17 protein-coding genes and 1 pseudogene are annotated in these 19,916 nt (G+C 57.7%); 9 read left to right on the plus strand and 9 right to left on the minus strand.

Going from position 1 to position 19,916, the window contains the following annotated elements; genetic code table 11:
• Nucleotides 1-40 precede the first annotated feature (40 nt).
• Nucleotides 41-496: a DUF302 domain-containing protein gene (locus tag MDG893_RS07070; RefSeq protein WP_007153060.1), complete on the plus strand. Its 456-nt coding sequence runs from the start codon at nucleotides 41-43 to the stop codon at nucleotides 494-496.
• Between the two features lie 43 nt (nucleotides 497-539).
• Here MDG893_RS07070 and MDG893_RS07075 read toward each other — a convergent pair whose 3' ends face one another.
• The 4 genes from MDG893_RS07075 to MDG893_RS07090 form a co-directional block, all read right to left on the minus strand.
• Nucleotides 540-1,856, minus strand: coding sequence for a tetratricopeptide repeat protein (locus tag MDG893_RS07075; RefSeq protein WP_007153061.1), 1,317 nt, complete (start codon nucleotides 1,854-1,856; stop codon nucleotides 540-542).
• A gap of 102 nt (nucleotides 1,857-1,958) precedes the next feature.
• Entirely contained in the window at nucleotides 1,959-2,423 is a 465-nt protein-coding gene (locus MDG893_RS07080) for a hypothetical protein (protein WP_007153062.1), read from the minus strand.
• Nucleotides 2,420-3,103, minus strand: coding sequence for an anti-sigma factor family protein (locus MDG893_RS07085; protein ID WP_040474395.1), 684 nt, complete (start codon nucleotides 3,101-3,103; stop codon nucleotides 2,420-2,422). The genes MDG893_RS07080 and MDG893_RS07085 overlap by 4 nt, the downstream gene beginning before the upstream one ends.
• A gap of 13 nt (nucleotides 3,104-3,116) precedes the next feature.
• Nucleotides 3,117-3,695 carry an RNA polymerase sigma factor gene (locus MDG893_RS07090; RefSeq protein WP_007153064.1) on the minus strand — a complete coding sequence of 193 codons (579 nt, stop codon included), beginning with the start codon at nucleotides 3,693-3,695 and terminating at the stop codon, nucleotides 3,117-3,119.
• Nucleotides 3,696-3,976: 281 nt separating this feature from the next.
• Between MDG893_RS07090 and MDG893_RS07095 the strand changes: the two genes are divergently transcribed.
• The 4 genes from MDG893_RS07095 to MDG893_RS07110 all read left to right on the plus strand — a co-directional run bounded on the left by MDG893_RS07095 (nucleotide 3,977) and on the right by MDG893_RS07110 (nucleotide 12,003).
• Entirely contained in the window at nucleotides 3,977-6,943 is a 2,967-nt protein-coding gene (locus tag MDG893_RS07095) for an MECDP-synthase (RefSeq protein WP_007153065.1), read from the plus strand.
• A 130-nt stretch (nucleotides 6,944-7,073) separates the two neighbouring features.
• Nucleotides 7,074-8,963, plus strand: a complete 1,890-nt coding sequence (locus MDG893_RS07100) for a DUF1302 domain-containing protein (RefSeq protein ID WP_007153066.1) — start codon at nucleotides 7,074-7,076, stop codon at nucleotides 8,961-8,963.
• Nucleotides 8,964-8,992: 29 nt separating this feature from the next.
• A complete protein-coding gene (locus MDG893_RS07105; RefSeq protein WP_007153067.1) occupies nucleotides 8,993-10,354 on the plus strand; it encodes a DUF1329 domain-containing protein in 1,362 nt (453 codons plus the stop codon).
• Nucleotides 10,355-10,677: 323 nt separating this feature from the next.
• Nucleotides 10,678-12,003 (plus strand): DEAD/DEAH box helicase, encoded by a 1,326-nt coding sequence (locus tag MDG893_RS07110; protein ID WP_007153068.1) that lies wholly within the window; start codon nucleotides 10,678-10,680, stop codon nucleotides 12,001-12,003.
• 53 nt (nucleotides 12,004-12,056) lie between these two features.
• Here the strand turns inward: MDG893_RS07110 and MDG893_RS07115 are convergent, their stop codons facing one another.
• Nucleotides 12,057-12,545: a winged helix-turn-helix transcriptional regulator gene (locus MDG893_RS07115; protein ID WP_007153069.1), complete on the minus strand. Its 489-nt coding sequence runs from the start codon at nucleotides 12,543-12,545 to the stop codon at nucleotides 12,057-12,059.
• A gap of 90 nt (nucleotides 12,546-12,635) precedes the next feature.
• Between MDG893_RS07115 and MDG893_RS07120 the strand changes: the two genes are divergently transcribed.
• From MDG893_RS07120 to MDG893_RS07135, 4 genes are all read left to right on the plus strand, one after another.
• Nucleotides 12,636-13,748, plus strand: a complete 1,113-nt coding sequence (locus MDG893_RS07120) for an NADH:flavin oxidoreductase (protein ID WP_040474384.1) — start codon at nucleotides 12,636-12,638, stop codon at nucleotides 13,746-13,748.
• Between the two features lie 129 nt (nucleotides 13,749-13,877).
• Nucleotides 13,878-14,189 carry an outer membrane protein assembly factor BamE domain-containing protein gene (bamE, locus tag MDG893_RS07125; protein ID WP_007153071.1) on the plus strand — a complete coding sequence of 104 codons (312 nt, stop codon included), beginning with the start codon at nucleotides 13,878-13,880 and terminating at the stop codon, nucleotides 14,187-14,189.
• A gap of 128 nt (nucleotides 14,190-14,317) precedes the next feature.
• Nucleotides 14,318-14,860, plus strand: coding sequence for a hypothetical protein (locus tag MDG893_RS07130; protein WP_007153072.1), 543 nt, complete (start codon nucleotides 14,318-14,320; stop codon nucleotides 14,858-14,860).
• Between the two features lie 31 nt (nucleotides 14,861-14,891).
• On the plus strand, nucleotides 14,892-16,043 hold the full coding sequence (locus tag MDG893_RS07135) for a patatin-like phospholipase family protein (RefSeq protein WP_007153073.1): 1,152 nt from the start codon (nucleotides 14,892-14,894) through the stop codon (nucleotides 16,041-16,043).
• On the opposite strand, the gene pntB is transcribed toward MDG893_RS07135, so the two are convergent.
• From pntB to MDG893_RS20895, 4 genes and pseudogenes are all read right to left on the minus strand, one after another.
• Nucleotides 16,032-17,423: a Re/Si-specific NAD(P)(+) transhydrogenase subunit beta gene (pntB, locus tag MDG893_RS07140; RefSeq protein ID WP_007153074.1), complete on the minus strand. Its 1,392-nt coding sequence runs from the start codon at nucleotides 17,421-17,423 to the stop codon at nucleotides 16,032-16,034. The two genes, MDG893_RS07135 and pntB, sit on opposite strands and share 12 nt — an antisense overlap.
• A 12-nt stretch (nucleotides 17,424-17,435) precedes the next feature.
• Nucleotides 17,436-19,013, minus strand: a complete 1,578-nt coding sequence (locus MDG893_RS07145) for a Re/Si-specific NAD(P)(+) transhydrogenase subunit alpha (RefSeq protein WP_007153075.1) — start codon at nucleotides 19,011-19,013, stop codon at nucleotides 17,436-17,438.
• A gap of 144 nt (nucleotides 19,014-19,157) precedes the next feature.
• Nucleotides 19,158-19,790: a TetR family transcriptional regulator gene (locus MDG893_RS07150; protein ID WP_007153076.1), complete on the minus strand. Its 633-nt coding sequence runs from the start codon at nucleotides 19,788-19,790 to the stop codon at nucleotides 19,158-19,160.
• Between the two features lie 17 nt (nucleotides 19,791-19,807).
• Nucleotides 19,808-19,916 (minus strand): annotated as a pseudogene (locus MDG893_RS20895) (AAA family ATPase); the annotation flags it as partial.

The raw sequence follows: 19,916 nt of genomic DNA on the forward strand, positions 1-19,916 counted from the left end.
GGCCTATGCTTGAGTTCTCAACCTTCCAAGGAGACGCACGATGAAAGTCTGGACCACAATCCCGATTCTTGCAGTTTTGCTGATTCTGCCGCTGACCGCGGTCGGTGCTGATGGGATGGTAACGACGCAAAGCAATCACAGCGTTGCGATGACGGCAGACAAGCTGGTCTCGACCCTGAAGAGCAAGGGTATGACGGTGATGAACCGCATTAGCCACACGGAGGGTGCCAGCAAGGCAGGGCTGGAATTACGCCCAACCGAGGTGGTGATTTTTGGCAACCCGAAAGTAGGGACACCTCTGATGCAATGTGCCCAGAGTGTGGCCATCGATTTGCCGCAAAAAGCGCTGATCTGGGAAGACAGTGAGGGAGCTGTCTGGTTAGGCTACAACGACCCGGAGTATCTTAAGCGGCGTCACGATATTGAAGGCTGTGACCAAGTCATCGAAAAAATAGGAGGGGCGCTGGCCGGTTTTGCAAAAGCGGCAACGGAATAACGTTTACGGATTCCCGTTTTTCACGTCTGCTTTTGGGCTGGTGTCAGAATCCGACGGCCAGGCTGGCGGTAACGGTATGGCGATCGTAGCTGTAGCGATCGATATTGCTGTTGTTGTCGGTACGATCCAGATCCAGACTGAGAGACGTTCGACGGGAGAAACGATAGGTGGTGCCAACGGACATAGTATGTCGCTTGTCTTCACGACGTATTGTTTGTCTGCCCACGGGAACAATCAACTGGTGTGGCGTGCGATAGTAACTGAAGCGAAAGCCGGCCCCGGCTTCAATACTCAGGTGGTCGGTCAGATCGTACGCAATGTCCGCATCAAGGCCATGTCGTTCGGGCGACACACTGAAGAACTCGTCTCCGGTATCCAGATTGTCCCGGTCATTGTAGTCAGCCCGGTACTTGAGTTCCGCTGTCCAGTTCCCGGGCCGGAGACGGTAATGGGCATCAAGCCGGTACATCTGGCCCCGATAGGCCTCGAATCCAGGCAACGGAAAGATCTGGGTGGCCTCTGCCCTGACCAGACATCTCGCGCCGGGGCCCGGGCAATCGAGGGTGGTTATGCCGGCCATCAGGCGAGCGCGACGTTCTCTTGATCGCCGGTCCCGCCAGATATAGTCGCCGCCAAGGCCGACGCTGATCACTCCCGGTGCGGTTTTCTGAATCCATTTTGCACCCGCCTGGATCACCTGCAGGTCAAACGTGTGTTCGGAAGGGTACTGGCGCGAATAGAACTTGATGTCCGAACGCAGTCCCGCCGAAGCGTCGCCATAGAGGTAATAAGAGGCAGCCGCCAGGGTTTCCACAAAGCCGCTGTCGAGCTTTTTGGGCGCGGTATCCGGAAACAACGCAACGTTGTCTTCATAGCCACCACCGACGGAAATCAGGCCCGCCCAGCGTTTTCGGGTTGACGCCGTGTGCATTGTTGGCTCGAGGCGTTCAAGTTGACGGGTGGCGAGCGATATCAGGTTGTCGTCAGGATCGGACGCAAGCACGTTCTGGAACGCTTCTGTTGCGGCGTCCTGATTTTCACGGGCCAGGGCGGTCAGCCCGATGTTGTAGTAGGCAAGCGCTTTCTGACGGGTGGGGATAAGGGTCCGGAAGGTTTGCTCTGCGTCCTCGTAAAGCCCGAGTTTGTAATAGACAACCCCCAGGTTGTAATTGAGTGAGCGGGAGCTCAACCCCTTCGAGACGGCGGACTCAAGTAAGCGGCGAGCTTCATCCATGTCTCCGGCCTTGAAAGCCTGGATGCCCGCACGGAAGAGCGCTTTGGCCTCGGATGTCTCCTCCTGAGCATGGGCAGTTGACAGCGCGAGACACAACATCAGTGCGATGGTCAGAAGACGGCGCAAATACTCTCTCCGGAATAGTCTGAACTCGGACTCAGAGTATAACAGCCATTGGACGGGCGAGCGCCAGTCCTGAAGGGATCAGGTGTGATGCCTGTATCTAATCTACTGCTGTCCGGTCTCCTCTAGGTTCAGGCCATTGTCGTTCAGCAGGTCAAGATCCGTATCACCGGTGCCTGGCAGGTCCAGTTCAGGGTCCTCGATACCCGGCAGATCCAGTTCTGGTTCGTTTTGAATGATCTCGCCGGGCAGCTCGACGCCGAGCGCGTCACGAGACTCCCGTGACTGTTCGGAGAGAGTGCTCTCAATTTCCAGCATGTCTTCCCGGGTATCGGCAGCGAAGTCGCCCGAATCCGTCTGCATATCACCGAACCCGTTTGTGCCGGTGGGCTCGTCCACGGACTCCGGAAGCTCAAGTTGTTGCACAAAGGAGTCGTCCAGTTCCTGATCGTCCGCGACCATTCTCATGGTCACATCAAGATCGTCCTGAGCCCAGGACAGGGCCGGCGTTGCAAGCAGAAGTCCGAGTATGGCCGGAGCAAGCCAGCGTATTTGGATATATCGTTTCATGATGAGGGCTCCGTGTTTCCTGGAATCGCGGTGCTGAACGTTTTGCGCCGGGTTCCATCGTCCAGGTGTGCGACCAGTTTGCCGGAACCCGGGAACAGTACGTTGATGGGCAACGCCAGTACGTTATCGCCTTGCTTGAGATCCACCGTCCAGCTGATGGTCTGGCGTCCCGGAAAAGGTGCCAGTTCTGCGTTGGGCGGTAGTTCCAGGGTCAGGGTTACGTTGTTCATCGCCTTGCGGGAATTGAACGCCAGCCTGACGGTTTTCAGTTCCGTTCCACTTCCTGGTTCGGAAACGGAGTCTGTTGCTGCCTGCCCGGAAGCGTCCGCGATGTCGCTGTCGGGCATTCCGGTATCTACCGGGCCAACCTGCATGCCGATAAAGATGCCGAGAGCCAGCACGGCGGCAATGGATGAAGCCCAGAGAGACGTTTTGCGTAACATGGAATTCCGGGGTGTCTCGCCAGCCAATGCCATTGCACGAACGCGGGACTCGAAATCGTCGTCGGGTTCTGGAACGGTCTGGGCCATGATGCCTTCTTGCAGGCGCTGTTCATCCTCCCAGAGTTCTGAGCAACTGACACACGTCGATGCATGAGCTTGGAGTGCTTCCTGTTCATGCGGCGGAAGATCGCCGCGAACCAGGCTGTCGACCTCCCGATGGAACTGACGACACGTCATGGCATTCACCTCTTCACCCTTCACGTTGTTGCTTTTCGAAAGGTTCCATTTGTTTTTTCAGCCGTTCTCGCATAAACGCCCTGCTGCGATGCAGGCGTGACTTTATCGTACCGACAGGCACATCCAGAACCATCGCGATGTCCTCCTGGCGCCAGCCATCCGCGTCGTGAAGCAGTAACAGGGTTCGTTGATCTGGTGGCAGGGTATTCAGTAACCGCTTGACGGTATCGCCAATGCGCGTTTGGTCGATACCGGCGGACGCATCCGGACTGGCCTCGCCGAGGGATTCGATAAAGGCGGTCTGGCTTTCCGCGGCGACCAGTGTGCTGACGCTGATTTCTCTTTGGCTGGATTGTTTGCGGGTGAGATCCACAAAATGCCGGTACAACACACGGTTGAGCCATGGCTGGGGTTGCTGCACGTTTTCCAGTTCGTCCAGCTTGGGGTACAGCTTGACCACGACATCCTGCACCAGATCCTCTGCGTCCTGTTTCTGGCCAGTCAGGCGGTAGGCGAAAATATACATGCCTTTCATATAAGGCAGAATCAGCCGGTCAAATCGCTTTGACGACGACGAACGAAATGGGAGCAAAGCCAATCTGATTCCCTCGGTCTGTGGTTGGCACAGTTTGGCGGGTGCCGTCCTCAGGCCATTCTTGTAGGTGTTCGGATGTCAGTTTCTGAACATACCATCATTGTTGCCTTTTGTTCGAGACAAATTTCTCGCTACAAGAACCAGTTAGGCCTTCCTTTTGCGATTTCTCGTTTATTCGGGAAAATTTTTTTGGAACCACCGCAATTAGACTTCCGTGTTAGGCCGAAAGACACAGGACGAGTCTCGAACTACAAAAAAACGTACAGAGGTAAACAAGTATGTTCATGCGCCAAACGCGACTGATGTCGCTGGTCATTTTGTCGGTCAGCCTGACGGGTTGTTTCGAAAGCAGCAGCCAGACAACAAAAAACGCGGACCCCGATTACACGATTACCAATCCACGAGTGGAGCGGGGAACCCATCCGTTATTCGATCCGCTGACGACCCAGTTCCCGATTCCAAGCGATGCCCTTTTCTACCTCAGTGACGTCGACGACGGCACTATGCTGAACGGCAGTGATCCGGCCAATCCAGTGACGACGGGCATTGGCTTTCTCGATGGAAATTCAGTACTGGCACCCGTTGATATCAAGATCAGCGGCAGCCTCGACAGCCAGCAGACACTGGATGCACGTGACTTTGTCTCCGTGGAGGGCGAGGTTGTCCCCAACCCGGATCAGAATGTGTTCCTGATTCCCCTGGAATACGCCGGTGGCGACAGCCTTCGTCAGGCCTCTGGAGAGGTCGCTGGAATTTCGCCGGCGATTCAGTACCGGCGGGCCCTGGCGCTAGAGGAAAGCGGCAATACCGCCGAAGCGGATGCGATTTTCGATACGCTGGTTGAGGACAGGCTCAGGGTTGAGCTGCTGGATATCGATGGTGGCCAGAACAATATGATCCGGATTTTGCCGGCCAAGCCACTGGCTGAGAAAACCCGGTACGCCGTGGCCATCACCGATGACATTGTGGACACCAACGGCGACCCGCTTGTGGGTGCGCCGACCTACCAGACGGTGGCGGACCCGGAAGCGGTGCTTTCCAATGCTGCGTTCGAACCGTTCCGTGAGGCGTTGCTGCCTGCCCGCCGACTCGCCTCCGATTACTTTGAGTTCAAGCAGGCATTTTCCGTCGCTGGATTCCCAAAGACGTTTGACGACGTTGTGTTTTCCACAACGATCACCACAACGGCGGTAGACGACGTGCTGCTGGCAAACACAGCCCCTGTGACGTTCTTCCGCAACAGCCTGGGTATTGCTGCCCGGCAGGAAGGGCTCCGGCAGTTGATCTCCGGATTCTACAACCTCACCCAACAGCCGCTGGAGGGAGCCGCGACAGCGGAACAGCAGAACATCAACGATGAAATCTATACAACGCTGACGGACACCAATTTCCGCCTCTACGACGCCGAGCTCGCCGGCCTGCTCACGGAGGCTCGGGATGCCGGTATGGTCGTGCAGTATCAGGACCTTGTCAGCAATGATCAGGAGGACCGCCGAGTCGCCTATGTTCTGCAGGCCGCCACAGCATTGGCCGTCGACACTGTTGACGACAACGAGGGTGGCGCGCAAGCGCTTGCAACGGCCGCTGACAGCATTATTGATGCGCCGAAGCCGCGACCGGTAAGAATGTTCAACCAGCGCGACGGTGGTGAGATAAATCCGGCGCTGGCTCAGGAAGTTCAGGGCACTCCTCTTAATATCCATGTCTATGAGGGCGAGATTACCCTGCCGTATTTCCAGGGCCTGCCGGAAGAAACCGAAGGCTCAGCCATACGCTCAGCCAGTTGGCTCCCGGCGGACTTCAGTGCCGAGGAGTCACTCGATCAGGCGCCCTCAAACCGCGTGACCTACCGCTTCCCGTTTGCTGAAAAGTCCGGTGAAACAACGGTTCCCATTGTGGTCGCCGCGCCCGACACCAACCAGGCTTTGATTGCCCCGCAGACTCCGGCAAATGGCTTTCCGGTGATCATCTATCAGCATGCCGTGACCACCGACCGTTCGGCGATCCTCCCTCTGGCAACAGCCGCCGGATTATCCTGCGCAGACCCTGGCAATACCTTTGACTGCTTCGTCACCATCGGTATCGACCAGCCGCTGCACGGTATTTTCGGAGAAGGCGTGGTTGGCCTTAATCCCATCACCACTCAGGATGGTGCTTCGGCGGATGCCGTCGAGCGTCACTTTGGCTTCGCCGCTGACGAGGACCTTAATCCGGTACCGGCGGGTGAGCTGCAGGAGCCCGAATCGGGAAGTCTGTACCTGAATTTCACCAACTACGCCAACACCCGTGACAACATGCGCCAGGGCGCCCTTGACCTGCTTAACGTGAACGCCTCGTTGCAGGCGATCGAGGACGCCATCAATGCGTGTCAGGCCGCCGGCGATTGTGCCCAGGGCCTGAGCATTGATCCGAGCCGGGTCTATTTCCTGAGCCACTCGCTCAGTGGCATGGGCGGTGCGGCCTTCCCACCGGTTAACAACGCGGCCAGTGCGGCAGGCAATACCAGTCTCAGCCCGGTTCTGGCCTCGAACCTGCTGAACACCGGCGGTCAGTTCACCCGCCTGTTCGAAAACTCCCAGTCTCTGGCGCCACAGCTCCTGCCTGTACTGGACTCCGCCTCCGATGGTGTGCTGGCGCAGGGACGTACAGAGCTCAACATCTACTTCAATGTGTTCCAGTCGCTGCTGGATTCGGCAGACCCTGTCGCCTATGCCGGCTTTTATCAGAACACCAGCACGTTGCTGACTGAAATCGCTGGTGTTGATGGTGATCCCGAGCGCCCCACCGACGACACGATTCCCAATGCCGCCGATGATCTGCTTTACGCCATGGGGCCCCTTGAAACCACGGTTCCGGAAACCGGTTTCGTGATCAGTAGTGAGCGCGCACCCCTGGCGGGCACGGATCCCCTGGCGGCGGGTATGGGCGCTGAGTCAACGCCGCTGGCAAGTGGCCTCCCAGCCATAACCCGCTATCTGGAGGGGTCACATGGCAACCCCGTGTCTGCCGGTCAGAAAGCGGCGGATGCCTTTTCTTCACGTGCGGTTTTCGACGAGATGATCGCGCAGATGCTGGAGCTGTTCAGCGATGGCACCGTGTCTGTCAGTAACCCCTGTGTCGTACAGGATGCCGATACCTCAGGTACGGACTGCTCTGCTGAGGGCAACACCGATCCCGGCAGCGAGCCGGACGGCGGCGGAGATGGTGGGGGTGACGGCGGACTGATTGGTGGCGGCCTGATCTAGAAACCCGACGGCCAGACAACCCGCGCTCCGGAGATCCCGGAGCGCCCGTTCCCGATAAACACGTGTATGTCGATGGCGATTCTCTCCATCAATGGGGAAGCTTTGCCTGAAAAACTGGAGCTACAGACCAATGACAACAACAAACCGAGACCGTAAACGCCTGGCGCTGGCTATCGGCGCAATCGTATCCACAGCCCCGGCGATGGCATTCGATTTTGACATCTATGAGATCGACGCCTCGCTCTCAACGACACTGACGGCGGGGATTGCCTATCGGTTGGAAGATCAGGACAAAGATCTGATCTCCCAGGGCAACCTGGGCCCGGAATTCGCATTCAGTAACACGGGCGCCTCGTCCAACAACTTCGACGACGGCAACCTGAACTTTGAAAAGAACGAGCCGTATTCCCAGATCCTGCGTGGCCGTAGTGAACTTTTCCTGGACTACACCCCCGACAGTGACACGCTGACACGGGTCGGGGCGCTGGTGCGAGGCACCTATTATTACGACCACGAACTGAAGGACAACCGTCGCGCCAAGGACCCGGTCGGCCAGCGACGTGAACTTAATGATGAGGCTAAAGATAACGCCTCCGGTGTGGATCTTCTCGACGCCTATGTGTTCACGGACTGGTACTTCGGCGATACGCCGGTGTCGATCCGTTACGGCCGCCAAGTGGTGAACTGGGGCGAAAGCACGTTCATCCTGGGTGGTATCAACGCGGTCAATCCGATCGACGTTCCTGCGTTTCGGGCACCGGGTGCGGAGCTGAAAGACGTGCTCCTGCCCGTCGAGATGTTGTATACGTCCGTTGGCCTGACGCCTGAAATCACCATGGAGGCGTTTGTTCAGACCGACTGGGAAAGCTTCAGGATTGACGACTGTGGCACCTATTTCTCCTCCGCCGACGTGGCGGCCGATGGCTGTGGCCCGGTACTGCTGGCGGGCCAGGTGCCTGATTCCCAGGCGCTGGAAGAGGGATTCGTGTCTCCGCGCCTGGGCGACCGTGAGCCCGGGGACAAGGATCAGTTCGGTGCCGCGTTGCGTTGGTATCTGACCGACCTGGGGGCCGAGCTGGGGTTCTACTACACCCGTTATCACAGCCGTCTTCCGTACATCAGCGGTGTGGTCAACAACCCCTCGGACCCATCGGCAAACCAGAAAAGCGACCCCAACCTGCCTAACTCCAGGTTTCCCAGTTATTTCATCGAGTATCCGGAAGACATTGATCTCTATGGCATCAGTATCAATACCACGTTGCCAACGGGCACTTCATTGGGGGCGGAGTACAGCTTCCGGCCAAACCTTCCCATCCAGTGGAACACGTTTGAGCTGATATACGGAGGCCTGCAACAGCGTGGTCCGGATGGACAGGTGGTGAGTAAACTGGAGCAGCGCCAGCGTGAGAAGGACCCCAACTTCAACTACGCCGGCAAAGCGGTTGACGGCTATGACCGTTACAACGTTTCCCAGGCCCAGGCGACCTTTATTCACTTTATCGACCGGGTAATGGGTGCGGCCCGCTTCATTATTGTAGGTGAGGTCGGTGCCACCTATATCCATGATCTGCCCAGCACCTCGGAAGCCCGCTACGGGCGGTCGGGTATCTACGGTGTGGGGCCGGTGCCGCTGGAAGGCGACAGCTTTACCGGTGATTACTGCAGCCAGGGCACAGATAGTGACCCGCGGTTGAATATCAATGCCAGTAACTGTGGAGGTGATGGGTTTACCACGTCCTTCTCCTGGGGCTATCGCACGTTGTTTGTCTGGGACTATCCGGATGCCGTCGCCGGCGTCAACTTGCGCCCCCGACTCTTTTTCTCTCACGACGTCAAGGGCTACGCACCAGATCCCGGTGGCAACTTCCAGGAAGGCAACAAGTCACTGGGCCTGGCCGTCGAAGCCACCTATCAAAACGCCTACAAAGCCAACCTGAGTTACACCAACTATTTCGGGGGTGATTACAACGTCATCAATGACCGGGATTTCGTGTCGGCCTCAGTGTCCTATTCATTTTGAACCATTGTCTGAAAACCGAGGAGTAAGCCATGATGAACCGAAAGAACCTGCTTTACAGTGCATTAGCGTGCTCGATGCTGTATTCCGCGTCAGCCGGCGCAGCGGTGTCGGCCCAGGAGGCTGCCAAGCTGGGAGACACACTCACGCCGATGGGCGCCGACAAGTCCGGTAACGGCGATGAAATTCCTGCCTGGGACGGCGGGCTGCTTCAGGCGCCGGGTGCGTACCAGGGCAATGGCCGATACGTGGACCCGTTTCCCAATGACAAAGAGCTGTTTCGTATCGATCAGAGCAACGTTGACCAGTACGCGGACAACCTGACGCCTGGCCAGATTGCAATGATCAAGACGTACGACGATTATTTCATGCCGGTCTACCAGACCCGGAGAACGGCGACCTACCCTGCCGAGGTGCTGGAGAAAACCAAGGCCAACGCGACCGAAGTAGAGTTGGTGGAAAGCGGCAACGGCCTCAAGAACTACAAGACAGCGACCCCGTTTCCAATGCCCCAAAATGGTCTTGAGGTGATCTTCAACCATATTACCCGCTACCGCGGTGGTTCCTTTACCCGCAACGTGGCGCAGGTAACACCGCAGCCAAACGGCGATTTCAGCCCGGTCAGGTTCACCGAATCGTTTACCGAGCGGGTGGCGTTGGAAGACTTCGACCCGAGCGAAGATCCCAACGTGATGTTCTATTTCAAGCAGGCCATCACTGCACCGTCGCGACTTGCCGGCAACGTACTGTTGGTGCACGAGACCATCAACCAGGTTAAGGAGCCCCGTCGCGCGTGGCTGTATAACTCCGGGCAGCGTCGTGTTCGCCGCGCACCCAATGTTGCATACGACGGGCCGGGTACCGCAGCGGATGGTCAGCGTACGTCGGATAACCTGGATCTCTACAATGGCGCGCCAGACCGCTACAACTGGGAGCTCAAAGGCAAGAAAGAACTGTACATTCCGTACAACTCCTATCGTTTGACCGACGAGAACCTGAGCTATGGCGACATCATAAAGCCCGGTCATGTCGACCAGGGCCTCACACGTTACGAGCTGCACCGGGTCTGGCATGTCACTGCGACACTCAAGGACGGTGAGCGGCATGTGTACGGCAAGCGGGACTTCTACATTGATGAGGATACCTGGCAGATCGCAGCAGTGGACCACTACGACGGACGTGGCAACCTGTGGCGTGTGGCCGAAGCGCACGCGATGCAGATCTACGATGCCAATATTCCAGCCTATGCCTTTGAAACCCTGTATGACCTGTTGTCAGGGCGCTATCTGGTGATGGGGCTGACCAACGAGGAAGATGAGCCATACCAGTACGGCACCGGACGTCGCTCCCGCGAATACACGCCGGCTGCGTTACGCCGGGACGGTGTGCGTTAATCGTTAACGACGGACCGATAACCCTGCCTGAGCCGGCAGGGTTATCCCCGACCGGGAGCCGCGTTAAAGACTCCTGCCCGGGAAAGTTCCTTATAGCTATTCCCGGATCACTCTGTTAGTGTGCCCAGCATCCTGCCTCTAGGGATTTCCGCAATTCAAGGCTTCAAGCCCGTGCGAACCATCCATACGACCTGTCAGAGGACGTCACCCCGTTAACGGTGTGTGGCCGTAGTCGTCTTTTACTCCATGAATCTTCATGGCATCTGCCCGCATTCGCCGAGAACGGTGTTCGTGGAGGCAGACTAATCAAGAGTTGATCCACTATGAGTTTTTCTTCACTCGGTTTGTCCGAGCAACTGGTCCGTGCCACAGCCGACCAGGGTTACGAAACACCATCCCCCATCCAGGCCAAGGCTATTCCCGCTGTTTTATCCGGCAGAGACGTGATGGCGGCTGCCCAGACGGGCACCGGTAAAACCGCAGGGTTTACCCTGCCATTGCTGCAACGCCTGGCGGAAAATCCCCGCACCGGCAAAGGCCCGCGTGTACTAATTCTGGCGCCCACCCGCGAGCTGGCGGCCCAGGTGCACGACAGTGTGGCCCTTTACAGCCGATACATGCCTACCAAGTCTGCCGTGGTTTTTGGTGGCGTAAAAATTAATCCGCAGATGATGAAGCTGCGCAAAGGTCTGGACGTGCTGGTGGCGACCCCTGGCCGTCTGATGGACCTGTATCAGCAGAACGCGGTTCGCTTCAACGAAGTGGAAATTTTGGTGCTGGACGAAGCCGACCGCATGCTGGACATGGGCTTTATCCGCGACATTCGCAAGATTCTTGCGCTGTTGCCCGCCAAGCGCCAGAACCTGTTGTTCTCCGCCACCTTCTCCAACGAGATCCGCACCCTGGCCGAAGGCCTGCTGGATAACCCGGTGCAGGTGGAAGTGGCAGCCCGCAACACCGCTGCGGAAAGCATCAAGCAATCCGTCTACCCGGTCGATCAGAGCCAGAAAACCGCCCTGTTGAGTAAATTGGTGCGGGACAATGGCTGGGAGCAGGTGCTGGTGTTCACCCGCACCAAACACGGCGCCAACCGCCTGACCCAGAAGCTGGAGCGTGACGGCATTACCGCTGCTGCGATCCATGGCAACAAGTCACAGGGTGCTCGTACCCGCGCCCTGGCCGATTTCAAACAGGGTGAAGTGCGCGTGCTGGTTGCAACCGACATCGCGGCCCGCGGCCTGGACATCAAACAGCTGCCCCAGGTGGTGAACTTCGAATTGCCGAACGTGCCTGAAGACTACGTTCACCGTATTGGCCGTACCGGTCGTGCCGGTGAAAGTGGCCACGCACTGTCGCTGGTCAGCGCCGATGAGGGCAAGATGCTGGCCGGTATTGAGAGGCTGATCAAGAAGCAGTTGCCGCGAAAGTCTGTTGAGGGGTTTGAACCCACCAACAATTTGCCGCTGAAGCCAAAAGCCAAGGCAGATCCGAGCCGGGCCCGTGGTCGGGGCGGTAAAGGTGGTGGCAATGGCAAGCCAGGCGGCAATGGCCGCAGCTTTGGTGGCAAGCCGGGTGGTCGTAGCGGTGGCCGTAGTCAGAATGGCAACGGCGGTCAGGCAAGGCGCTCACCCCAACGCGAAAACGCGTAATCCTGCCTACTCCATAGAAAACGGGGCTCCAGGGCCCCGTTCTGGCGATTGGCTCAGGCTGACTTTTTGCCGTCCGGTGTCTTTTTCTCGATGCCGGTGTCGGAGCCTTCCGGCACAAACACATCACGTACGGTGAGGGGTTTGCCGTCGGCATCCTGAACTTCAACCGGCAAAATGGCACGCCCGGTTTCCCGGTCCCGAAGGTCCAGTGGGGTCTGATCTGGCGCCGGATTCCATTTGTCGCCCCACTGGCGAAGGGCGATCACAATCGGAAACAGGTCGCGGCCTTTTTCGGTCAGCCGATACTCGAATCGTGAGCCGTGCTCGCCCACATCCACCTTCTTCAATACCTCGTTGTCTACCAGCCTCGCCAACCGGTCGCAGAGAATGTTGCGGGCAATACCCAGCTCTTGTTGGAAATCCACAAAGCGGCGGATGCCATACATCGCGTGCAGCACCACCAGCAGGGACCACCAGTCACCCACCTCATTAAGGGCGCGGGCGACGGAGCAATTGGAGTCATCAAAACGTTTTCTGGCCATGGTACGGAGTGTACCTAATAGGGTTGCATTTTAAAACCAGATTCAATATGGTTGCTTAAAGAAACCAGATTAATGAGGTTGCGATCTATCATGAGCATGAATCTTGGCCCTTTGTTTGAACCCTTTGAACTCCACAACCTGACCCTGCGCAACCGCGTGGCGATGGCGCCGATGACCCGCAACTTCTCGCCGGGTAATGCCCCGAGCCAGGATGTGGTGGACTATTATCGCCGCCGTGCTGAAGGCGGCGTTGGCTTGCTGATTACCGAGGGCACCACCGTGAATCATCCTGGCGCCAACGGTTATCCGAACGTGCCGTTCTTTCATGGGGACACAGCCCTCGGCGGCTGGAAGGACGTGGTCGATGCGGTCCACGAGGCTGGCGGGGCCATTTTCCCCCAGCTGTGGCACGTGGGTGCCGTACGTAAGGAAGGCACCGAGCCGGACCCATCCGTACCCGGTTACAGCCCGTCCGGCCTGTTTGCACCGGGCAAACCCAACGGCAAGGCGATGAGCAAGGACGACATTGACGACGTCATCAAGGCGTTCGCGGACGGAGCTCAGGATGCCAAGGCGTTGGGCTTTGATGGTGTGGAGATTCACGGCGCCCATGGCTATTTGCTGGATCAGTTCCTGTGGGAAGGCACCAACCAGCGTGACGATGAATACGGCGGTAGTATGGAGAACCGTCTGCGCTTCGTGGTTGAAATCGTTGAGGCAGTCCGCCATCAGGTAGGCCCGGACTTCCCCATCATGCTGCGTTTTTCCCAATGGAAACAGCAGGATTACGAAGCGAAGCTGGTGAATACACCCGAGGAACTGGAGCGGTTTCTGAAACCGTTGGTGGATGCCGGTGTGGATATCTTCCACGCCTCGACGCGTCGCTTCTGGGAGCCGGAATTCGAAGGCTCGAACCTCAACCTGGCGGGTTGGACCCAGAAGCTGTCCGGCAAGCCGACGATGTCGGTGGGCAGTGTGGGCCTGACCGAGGACTTCATCAGCGGCACCTTTGCCAGCAAGAAAGAAGCGGTGGAGCAGTCCGGCATCGACGAACTGGTTGAGCGCATGAACAACAACGAGTTCGAACTGATTGCCGTGGGCCGTGCACTGCTGCAGGACCCTGAGTGGCTGGTGAAAGTGAAGGACGGCCGTATCGGTGAGGTCGAGCCGTTTGCGAAAAAATCGCTGGCAAAGCTCTACTGATCAGACAAGGCGTTGACGATAGGCCCCGGCGACACACCGGGGCTTTTTTGTGTCTGTCCGGTCTGTAATTTAACCTTCTGCCAAAACCCGTATGATTGATGTACTGATTCACAACAGAAGGGTTACACCATGAAGTCTGTTACCTCACTATCCGCCGTTGTTGTACTTGCATTGACCATGGTTATGGCCGGTTGTGCCACGGTCGGCCAGGACTTTGCCACCCACAACGTTGACCAGATCGAGATCGGTGACACCACCCGCTCGGACATCCAGGAGATGTTTGGCGAGCCCTGGCGCACCGGTATCGAAGATGGCAAGCGCACCTGGACCTACGGTAAATATCGTTGGTCGGCCTTTGGCGAAGCTGAAACTACGGATCTGGTGGTGCGCTTCAATGAAGACGGCACGGTGTCTTCCTACGTCTACAACACCACCGAGTAAAGCTCGGCTCAGCAAATAAACCTCAATGGAAGCACCGGGAAGAGAGTCATACTACGTAAAATCGTGAAATTTGAGCTAGATTGTCAGTAGAAGAACGCCTCATTCACAGGCGAAAGAGGAGAAACGCCATGATACGTTTATTCTATCTGGTATCTTCGATTGACAGTGCAAAAGAAATCTCCGACGACCTTCACGAGCATGACGTCACTGACTGGCGCTTCCACATTGTCAGCAAGGACGAGGCCGGCCTCTACACCCACCAGCTACACACTGCGTCCATCCTGGATCGAACGGATCTGCCCAGGTATGTGGAGCGTGGCGCCATAGCCGGCTTTGTGCTGGCGCTGGCCTTCCTTGTGCCCCTGGCCTTGCTGGAGGTTCTGAACATGCCAGCGGCCGCCTGGATTGCCTTGTTCATCTTTGTGGTGGTAGCGGGCGCCTGGGTTGGTGGCTTTGGTGGTATCCAGAACGAAAACTACCGTATCGAGCCGTTCCATCATGACATTGAGGCAGGGAAGTACCTGATCATGGTAGACGCGCCGAAGGACCACATTCCGAAGGTCAAGGAACTGATGGCGAAGAACCACCCCGAAGCCAAGTTGCAGGGCAAGGATTCCAGCATTAACAATCCGTTTGCCGGCCGGCGTCGGCATAAGATCAAACAGGCCTGATGAGGGGCATTGTTCATAACGGAATGGCTTTATGACAAAGAACGGTGTCATTCTCACCGGAGGTGGCGCGCGGGCGGCGTATCAGGTCGGCGTCCTTCGCGCTATCGCTGACATGTATCCGGACTGGAGTCACCCGTTCAATGTCATTATCGGTACCTCGGCCGGGGCGATCAATGCCATGGCGCTTGCCGGTAACCGGGGGCTGTTTCGCCACAGTATTGATCATCTCGATAAAGTCTGGTCGGAACTGACCATGGACCGGGTATTCAGGGCGGATACCATTAGCCTGATGCGCAGCTTCAGCGCCATCGCCCGTAAGATGATCAGCCGCCCCATTGAGAGCGGGCCGGTTTCCTTTCTGGATAATTCGCCACTGCGGGAACTGCTGGAGCGGGAGATTGACCTGCAGAGCATTCGGCAAACGATCCAGGAGGGCCACATCGACGCTGTAGGCCTGAATGCCTGCGGTTACGCGACTGGCCAGAATGTCTGTTTCTTTGAAGGGATTGAGGGATTGCAAGGCTGGTCAGTCGGACAGCGTGGCGGCACCCGTACAGAGCTGGCAGTGGACCACATCATGGCGTCTGCGGCTATTCCCACCCTGTTTGCGCCGGTGAGGATCAACCGCGAGTACTTCGGTGACGGCGTGACTCGTCAGATGGCCCACATCAGCCCGGCATTGCGACTGGGTGCGCGCAAGGTACTGGTGATCGGGGTTAGTGCCAATGCCATGTGCCCGTCCAGACGTCCGGAAAAGCCCGGGATGCCAACGCTGACCCAGGTACTGGCCCATGTGTTTAATGGCATGTTTCTGGATACGCTGGATTACGACATCGATCGCTCGCGGTTGATCAACCAGTTGCTGGAACTGATTCCCGAGAAGAAACTGAAGGAATCCGGGCTGGACCTGAACCCGGTGGATATTCTGGAAATCTCTCCCTCCGAGCCCATCAATGAAATCGCCATGAAATACATTGACGCCATGCCGCTGGTGTTGCGTCGGTTGACCGGTGCTTCAGACAACGCGCCTTTTTCCAGCGCCAACCTCGCCAGTTTCCTGCTGTTCGACAAACGCTTCTGTCGCGATTTGATTGAACTGGGCTACCGGGACGGCCAGAGCCAGTCCCGGCAGATTGAGCGGTTTTTTGCGAAGGAATCCGGGGCTGAAGAATCAGCCCCTTAAACCACCAACCAGTTTGTCGATGCTTTCCTTGGCATCGCCAAACAGCATGCGGGTGTTGTCTTTGAAGAACAGCGGGTTTTCCACGCCGGAATAACCCGTGGCCATGCCCCGCTTGAGGACAACCACCTGGCGCGCTTTCCACACTTCCAGAACCGGCATGCCGGCAATCGGGCTGCCCGGGTCTTCGGCGGCGGCCGGGTTTACGGTGTCATTGGCACCGATAACCAGCACTACATCGGTACTTGGGAAATCGTCGTTGATCTCGTCCATCTCCAGCACGATGTCATAGGGCACGTGGGCCTCGGCGAGCAGCACATTCATGTGTCCGGGCAGGCGACCAGCCACCGGATGAATGCCGAAACGCACGTTGACGCCACGGTCCCGCAGGATTTTCGTCATTTCGCTGACGCCGTTCTGGGCTTGCGCCACAGCCATGCCGTAACCCGGCACGATGATCACTGAATCGGCATTGCGCAGTTCCTCGCACACATCATCCGCGGAGGATTCGTAGACGGACTGATCGGTATCGGCCGCGCTTGAGCTGCTGGTGGTCTGGCCGAAGCCACCCAGGATGACGCTGATAAATGACCGGTTCATAGCCTTGCACATGATGTAGCTGAGGATGGCACCGCTGCTGCCTACCAGGGCACCCACCACAATCAGCAGGTCATTACCCAGCATGAACCCGATGGAGGCCGCGGCCCAACCGGAATAACTGTTGAGCATCGACACCACCACCGGCATATCGGCGCCGCCGATGGCCATGATCAGGTGAATGCCGAGCACCGAGGCAATGACCGTCATGATGACCAGGGAAATCAGCCCCAGCGCCATGCTGTCGGTGCCGAGGAACCAGGCGCCCAGCAATACGCAGGCAATGATGGCCACCAGATTCATCAGGTGCCGGCCTGGCAGGGTCAGGGCTTTGCTGTCGATGCGGCCATCCAGTTTGCCGCAGGCCACCAGCGACCCGGTGAAGGTCACGGCGCCAATAAAGATACCGACAAACACTTCCACCAGTTTGATGGTGTGTTCGGCACCCGTGGTGGCTACCAGGGGCTCAATATAGCCTGAGAAGCCGACCAGCACCGCCGCCAGGCCCACGAAACTGTGCAGCAGGGCCACCAGTTGCGGCATCTGGGTCATTTCCACCTTGTTGGCAAGGGGGATACCAATACCGGCGCCCAGCAGCACCGCAATCACAATCGCGATAACACCACCGTCCACGCTGGCCAGGGTGGCGCCAACAGCGATGATGATGCCGGCGACACCATAAAGGTTGCCGCGCCGGGCGGATTCCTGATGGCTAAGGCCACCCAGGCTGAGAATAAAACAGATACTTGCGACCACGTAGGCCACGCTCACCAATCCTGTGCTCATATCGGGCGCCTCCTACTTGCGAAACATTTTGAGCATGCGATGGGTGACCCGAAAGCCGCCCCCCACGTTGATGCTGGCGATCAGCACCGCGAAAAAGGCCATAATGCCAACGGCCAGATTCTCCGCCTGGGCCAGATGAAGAATGGCACCGATCACAATGATGCCGCTGATGGCGTTGGTCACACTCATCAGAGGCGTATGCAGGGACGGGGTCACGTTCCAGATGACCTGCCAGCCGATAAAGCAGGACAGCACAAAAACCGTGAAGTGCTGCAGGAAGCTTTCTGGCGCGTGGGCACCAACGCCATAGAGCGCCAGGGCTGTCACCACCAGCAACGCGACCTTGCCGAACAGGCTGCGGCGTTTGGCGTCTTGCCTCGCCGCTTCCTTATCGGCAGCCGTGGGTTCTTCAGTGCCGGGCGCCGGCTTGGGGCTGACCGGCGCTTCTGGTTGAGGTGGTGGCCAGGTAACGTCGTTCTCCCGCACCACCGTCAGGCCACGGATCACATCGTCTTCCATGTTGACCTGGGGCTGGCCGTCTTTCTCTGGTGTCAGTTCAGTGATCAGGTGTACCAGGTTGGTGGCATAGAGATCACTTGCCACCTTGGCCATACGGCTGGGCAGGTCGGTGTAGCCAATAAGCGTCACGCCATGATGGTGAGCGACCTTGCCGGGCTCTGTCAGCTCGCAGTTGCCTCCGCGTTCCGACGCCAGATCGACAATCACACTGCCGGGTTTCATGGATTTCACCATGTCGGCGGTGATCAGTTTGGGCGCGGGCTTGCCGGGAATCAGGGCGGTGGTGATGATGATATCCACCTCTTCGGCCTGTTCCGCAAACAGCGCCATTTCGGCCTTGATGAACTCGTCGCTCATCTGCTTGGCGTAGCCGCCGCCACCGCTGCCGTCCTCGTCGTCAAAATCCAGCACCAGGAACTCGGCGCCCATGCTTTCAACCTGTTCTTTCACTTCCAGACGGGTATCAAAGGCCCGCACAATGGCGCCCATGCTGTTCGCGGCACCGATCGCGGCGAGACCTGCGACACCGGCCCCAATCACCATGATCTTCGCCGGCGGCACCTTGCCAGCCGCCGTCACCTGGCCGGTAAAGAACCGCCCGAAGTTGTTGGCCGCCTCAATCACGGCGCGGTAGCCGGCAATATTAGCCATGGCGCTCAACGCATCCATCTTCTGGGCGCGACTGATGCGGGGCAGGCTATCGATGGCAAAGGAGGTAATCTTTTTGGCCGCCAGCTTCTCCAACAGCTCGGGATTCTGCGCTGGCCACAGGTAGCTGACCAGGAACGCCCCTTCCTTCATCAGATCCACTTCGTGTTTTTTGAGCGAAGGGTTCTTCATCGGCGCGCGGACCTTGAGGATAAAATCCGCGTCCTGCCAAAGCGATTTGGTGTCCGCCGCAATGGTAGCGCCCACTTTTTCGTAGGCGTCGTCCGTGTAATTCGCGGCCTCACCCGCACCGGCTTCGACCATCACCTCATAGCCAAGGCCTATCAGCTTATGCACCGAGGGCGGCGTTGCCGCTACCCGTCGTTCATCCTCGAAAATCTCCCTGGGGATACCGATCTTCATTGTAAGTACGTCCTCCGGAATGACCGATTCACTGAAAATCTCGGTTTTTACTTATAGGTAGACGCTAACAGATTTACGAAGTTTTTCCTAAAAACGAACAAAGCGAAAAAACGGAAAGGTAAAACGAAAAAAATAATAAGCCCGTTAGAGGTCCTTCTCTAACAGCGCCTGTACCTCACTTTCGGCCATCCCATCCAGCATCGCCCCCCGAAATTGACGGTTGATAAACCGCTCGGTTTCATGCTGGATCATTGCCCGCTGCGCCGGTTTCTCGATGTAATCCATGGCCCGGAACAGGATATAGCGAATGGTCATTCGGGAGATCTCATGAATCGTCTCCGTCGGCACAGCACTGACCAGCCGCCGCTCGATAATATCCTCCGCCATCTCCCGCGCGCTGGCGTCCAACTGCGCCTCAAGCGCCCTGCGCAACAAAGCCGACGGCCCGTGAAGCTCCCGCACCGCCACGGTAGTTGCCGCCGGATTGGCCAGAAAGTAATGGTAAACAAACGTTACCGTATCGTGGGACGCCTGCTCCGACGACTCCGCCATCCGCCGCAACTCCCGCACGCCAGATTTCATGTCCTCGGCAATATACCCAAGTACCTGCAGACCGAACTCGTCCAGATTCCTGAAGTGCCGATAAAAAGTATTGGGATTCAGTCCGGCCTCACGGGCCAGTTCCCGGAGACCGAGAGATGTCAGGCTGCGGCTCTGGGTAATCAACCTGAGCGCCGCCTGAATCAGCTTCAGTTTTCCACCACTTAAAACATTCATGAAGCATCACCAAAGTTCGAAGGGGTAATTGGCTGGATGTCGTCCGGCAAGACATGGCGGCGACCGTCCCTCAATGCCCACGCCCGCGCAGCGCGGACCAGGCCGAGGCCTGCCCGGGGCGAAAGG

Origin of the sequence: Marinobacter algicola DG893, from assembly GCF_000170835.1 — a bacterium.
Lineage (GTDB): Bacteria > Pseudomonadota > Gammaproteobacteria > Pseudomonadales > Oleiphilaceae > Marinobacter > Marinobacter algicola.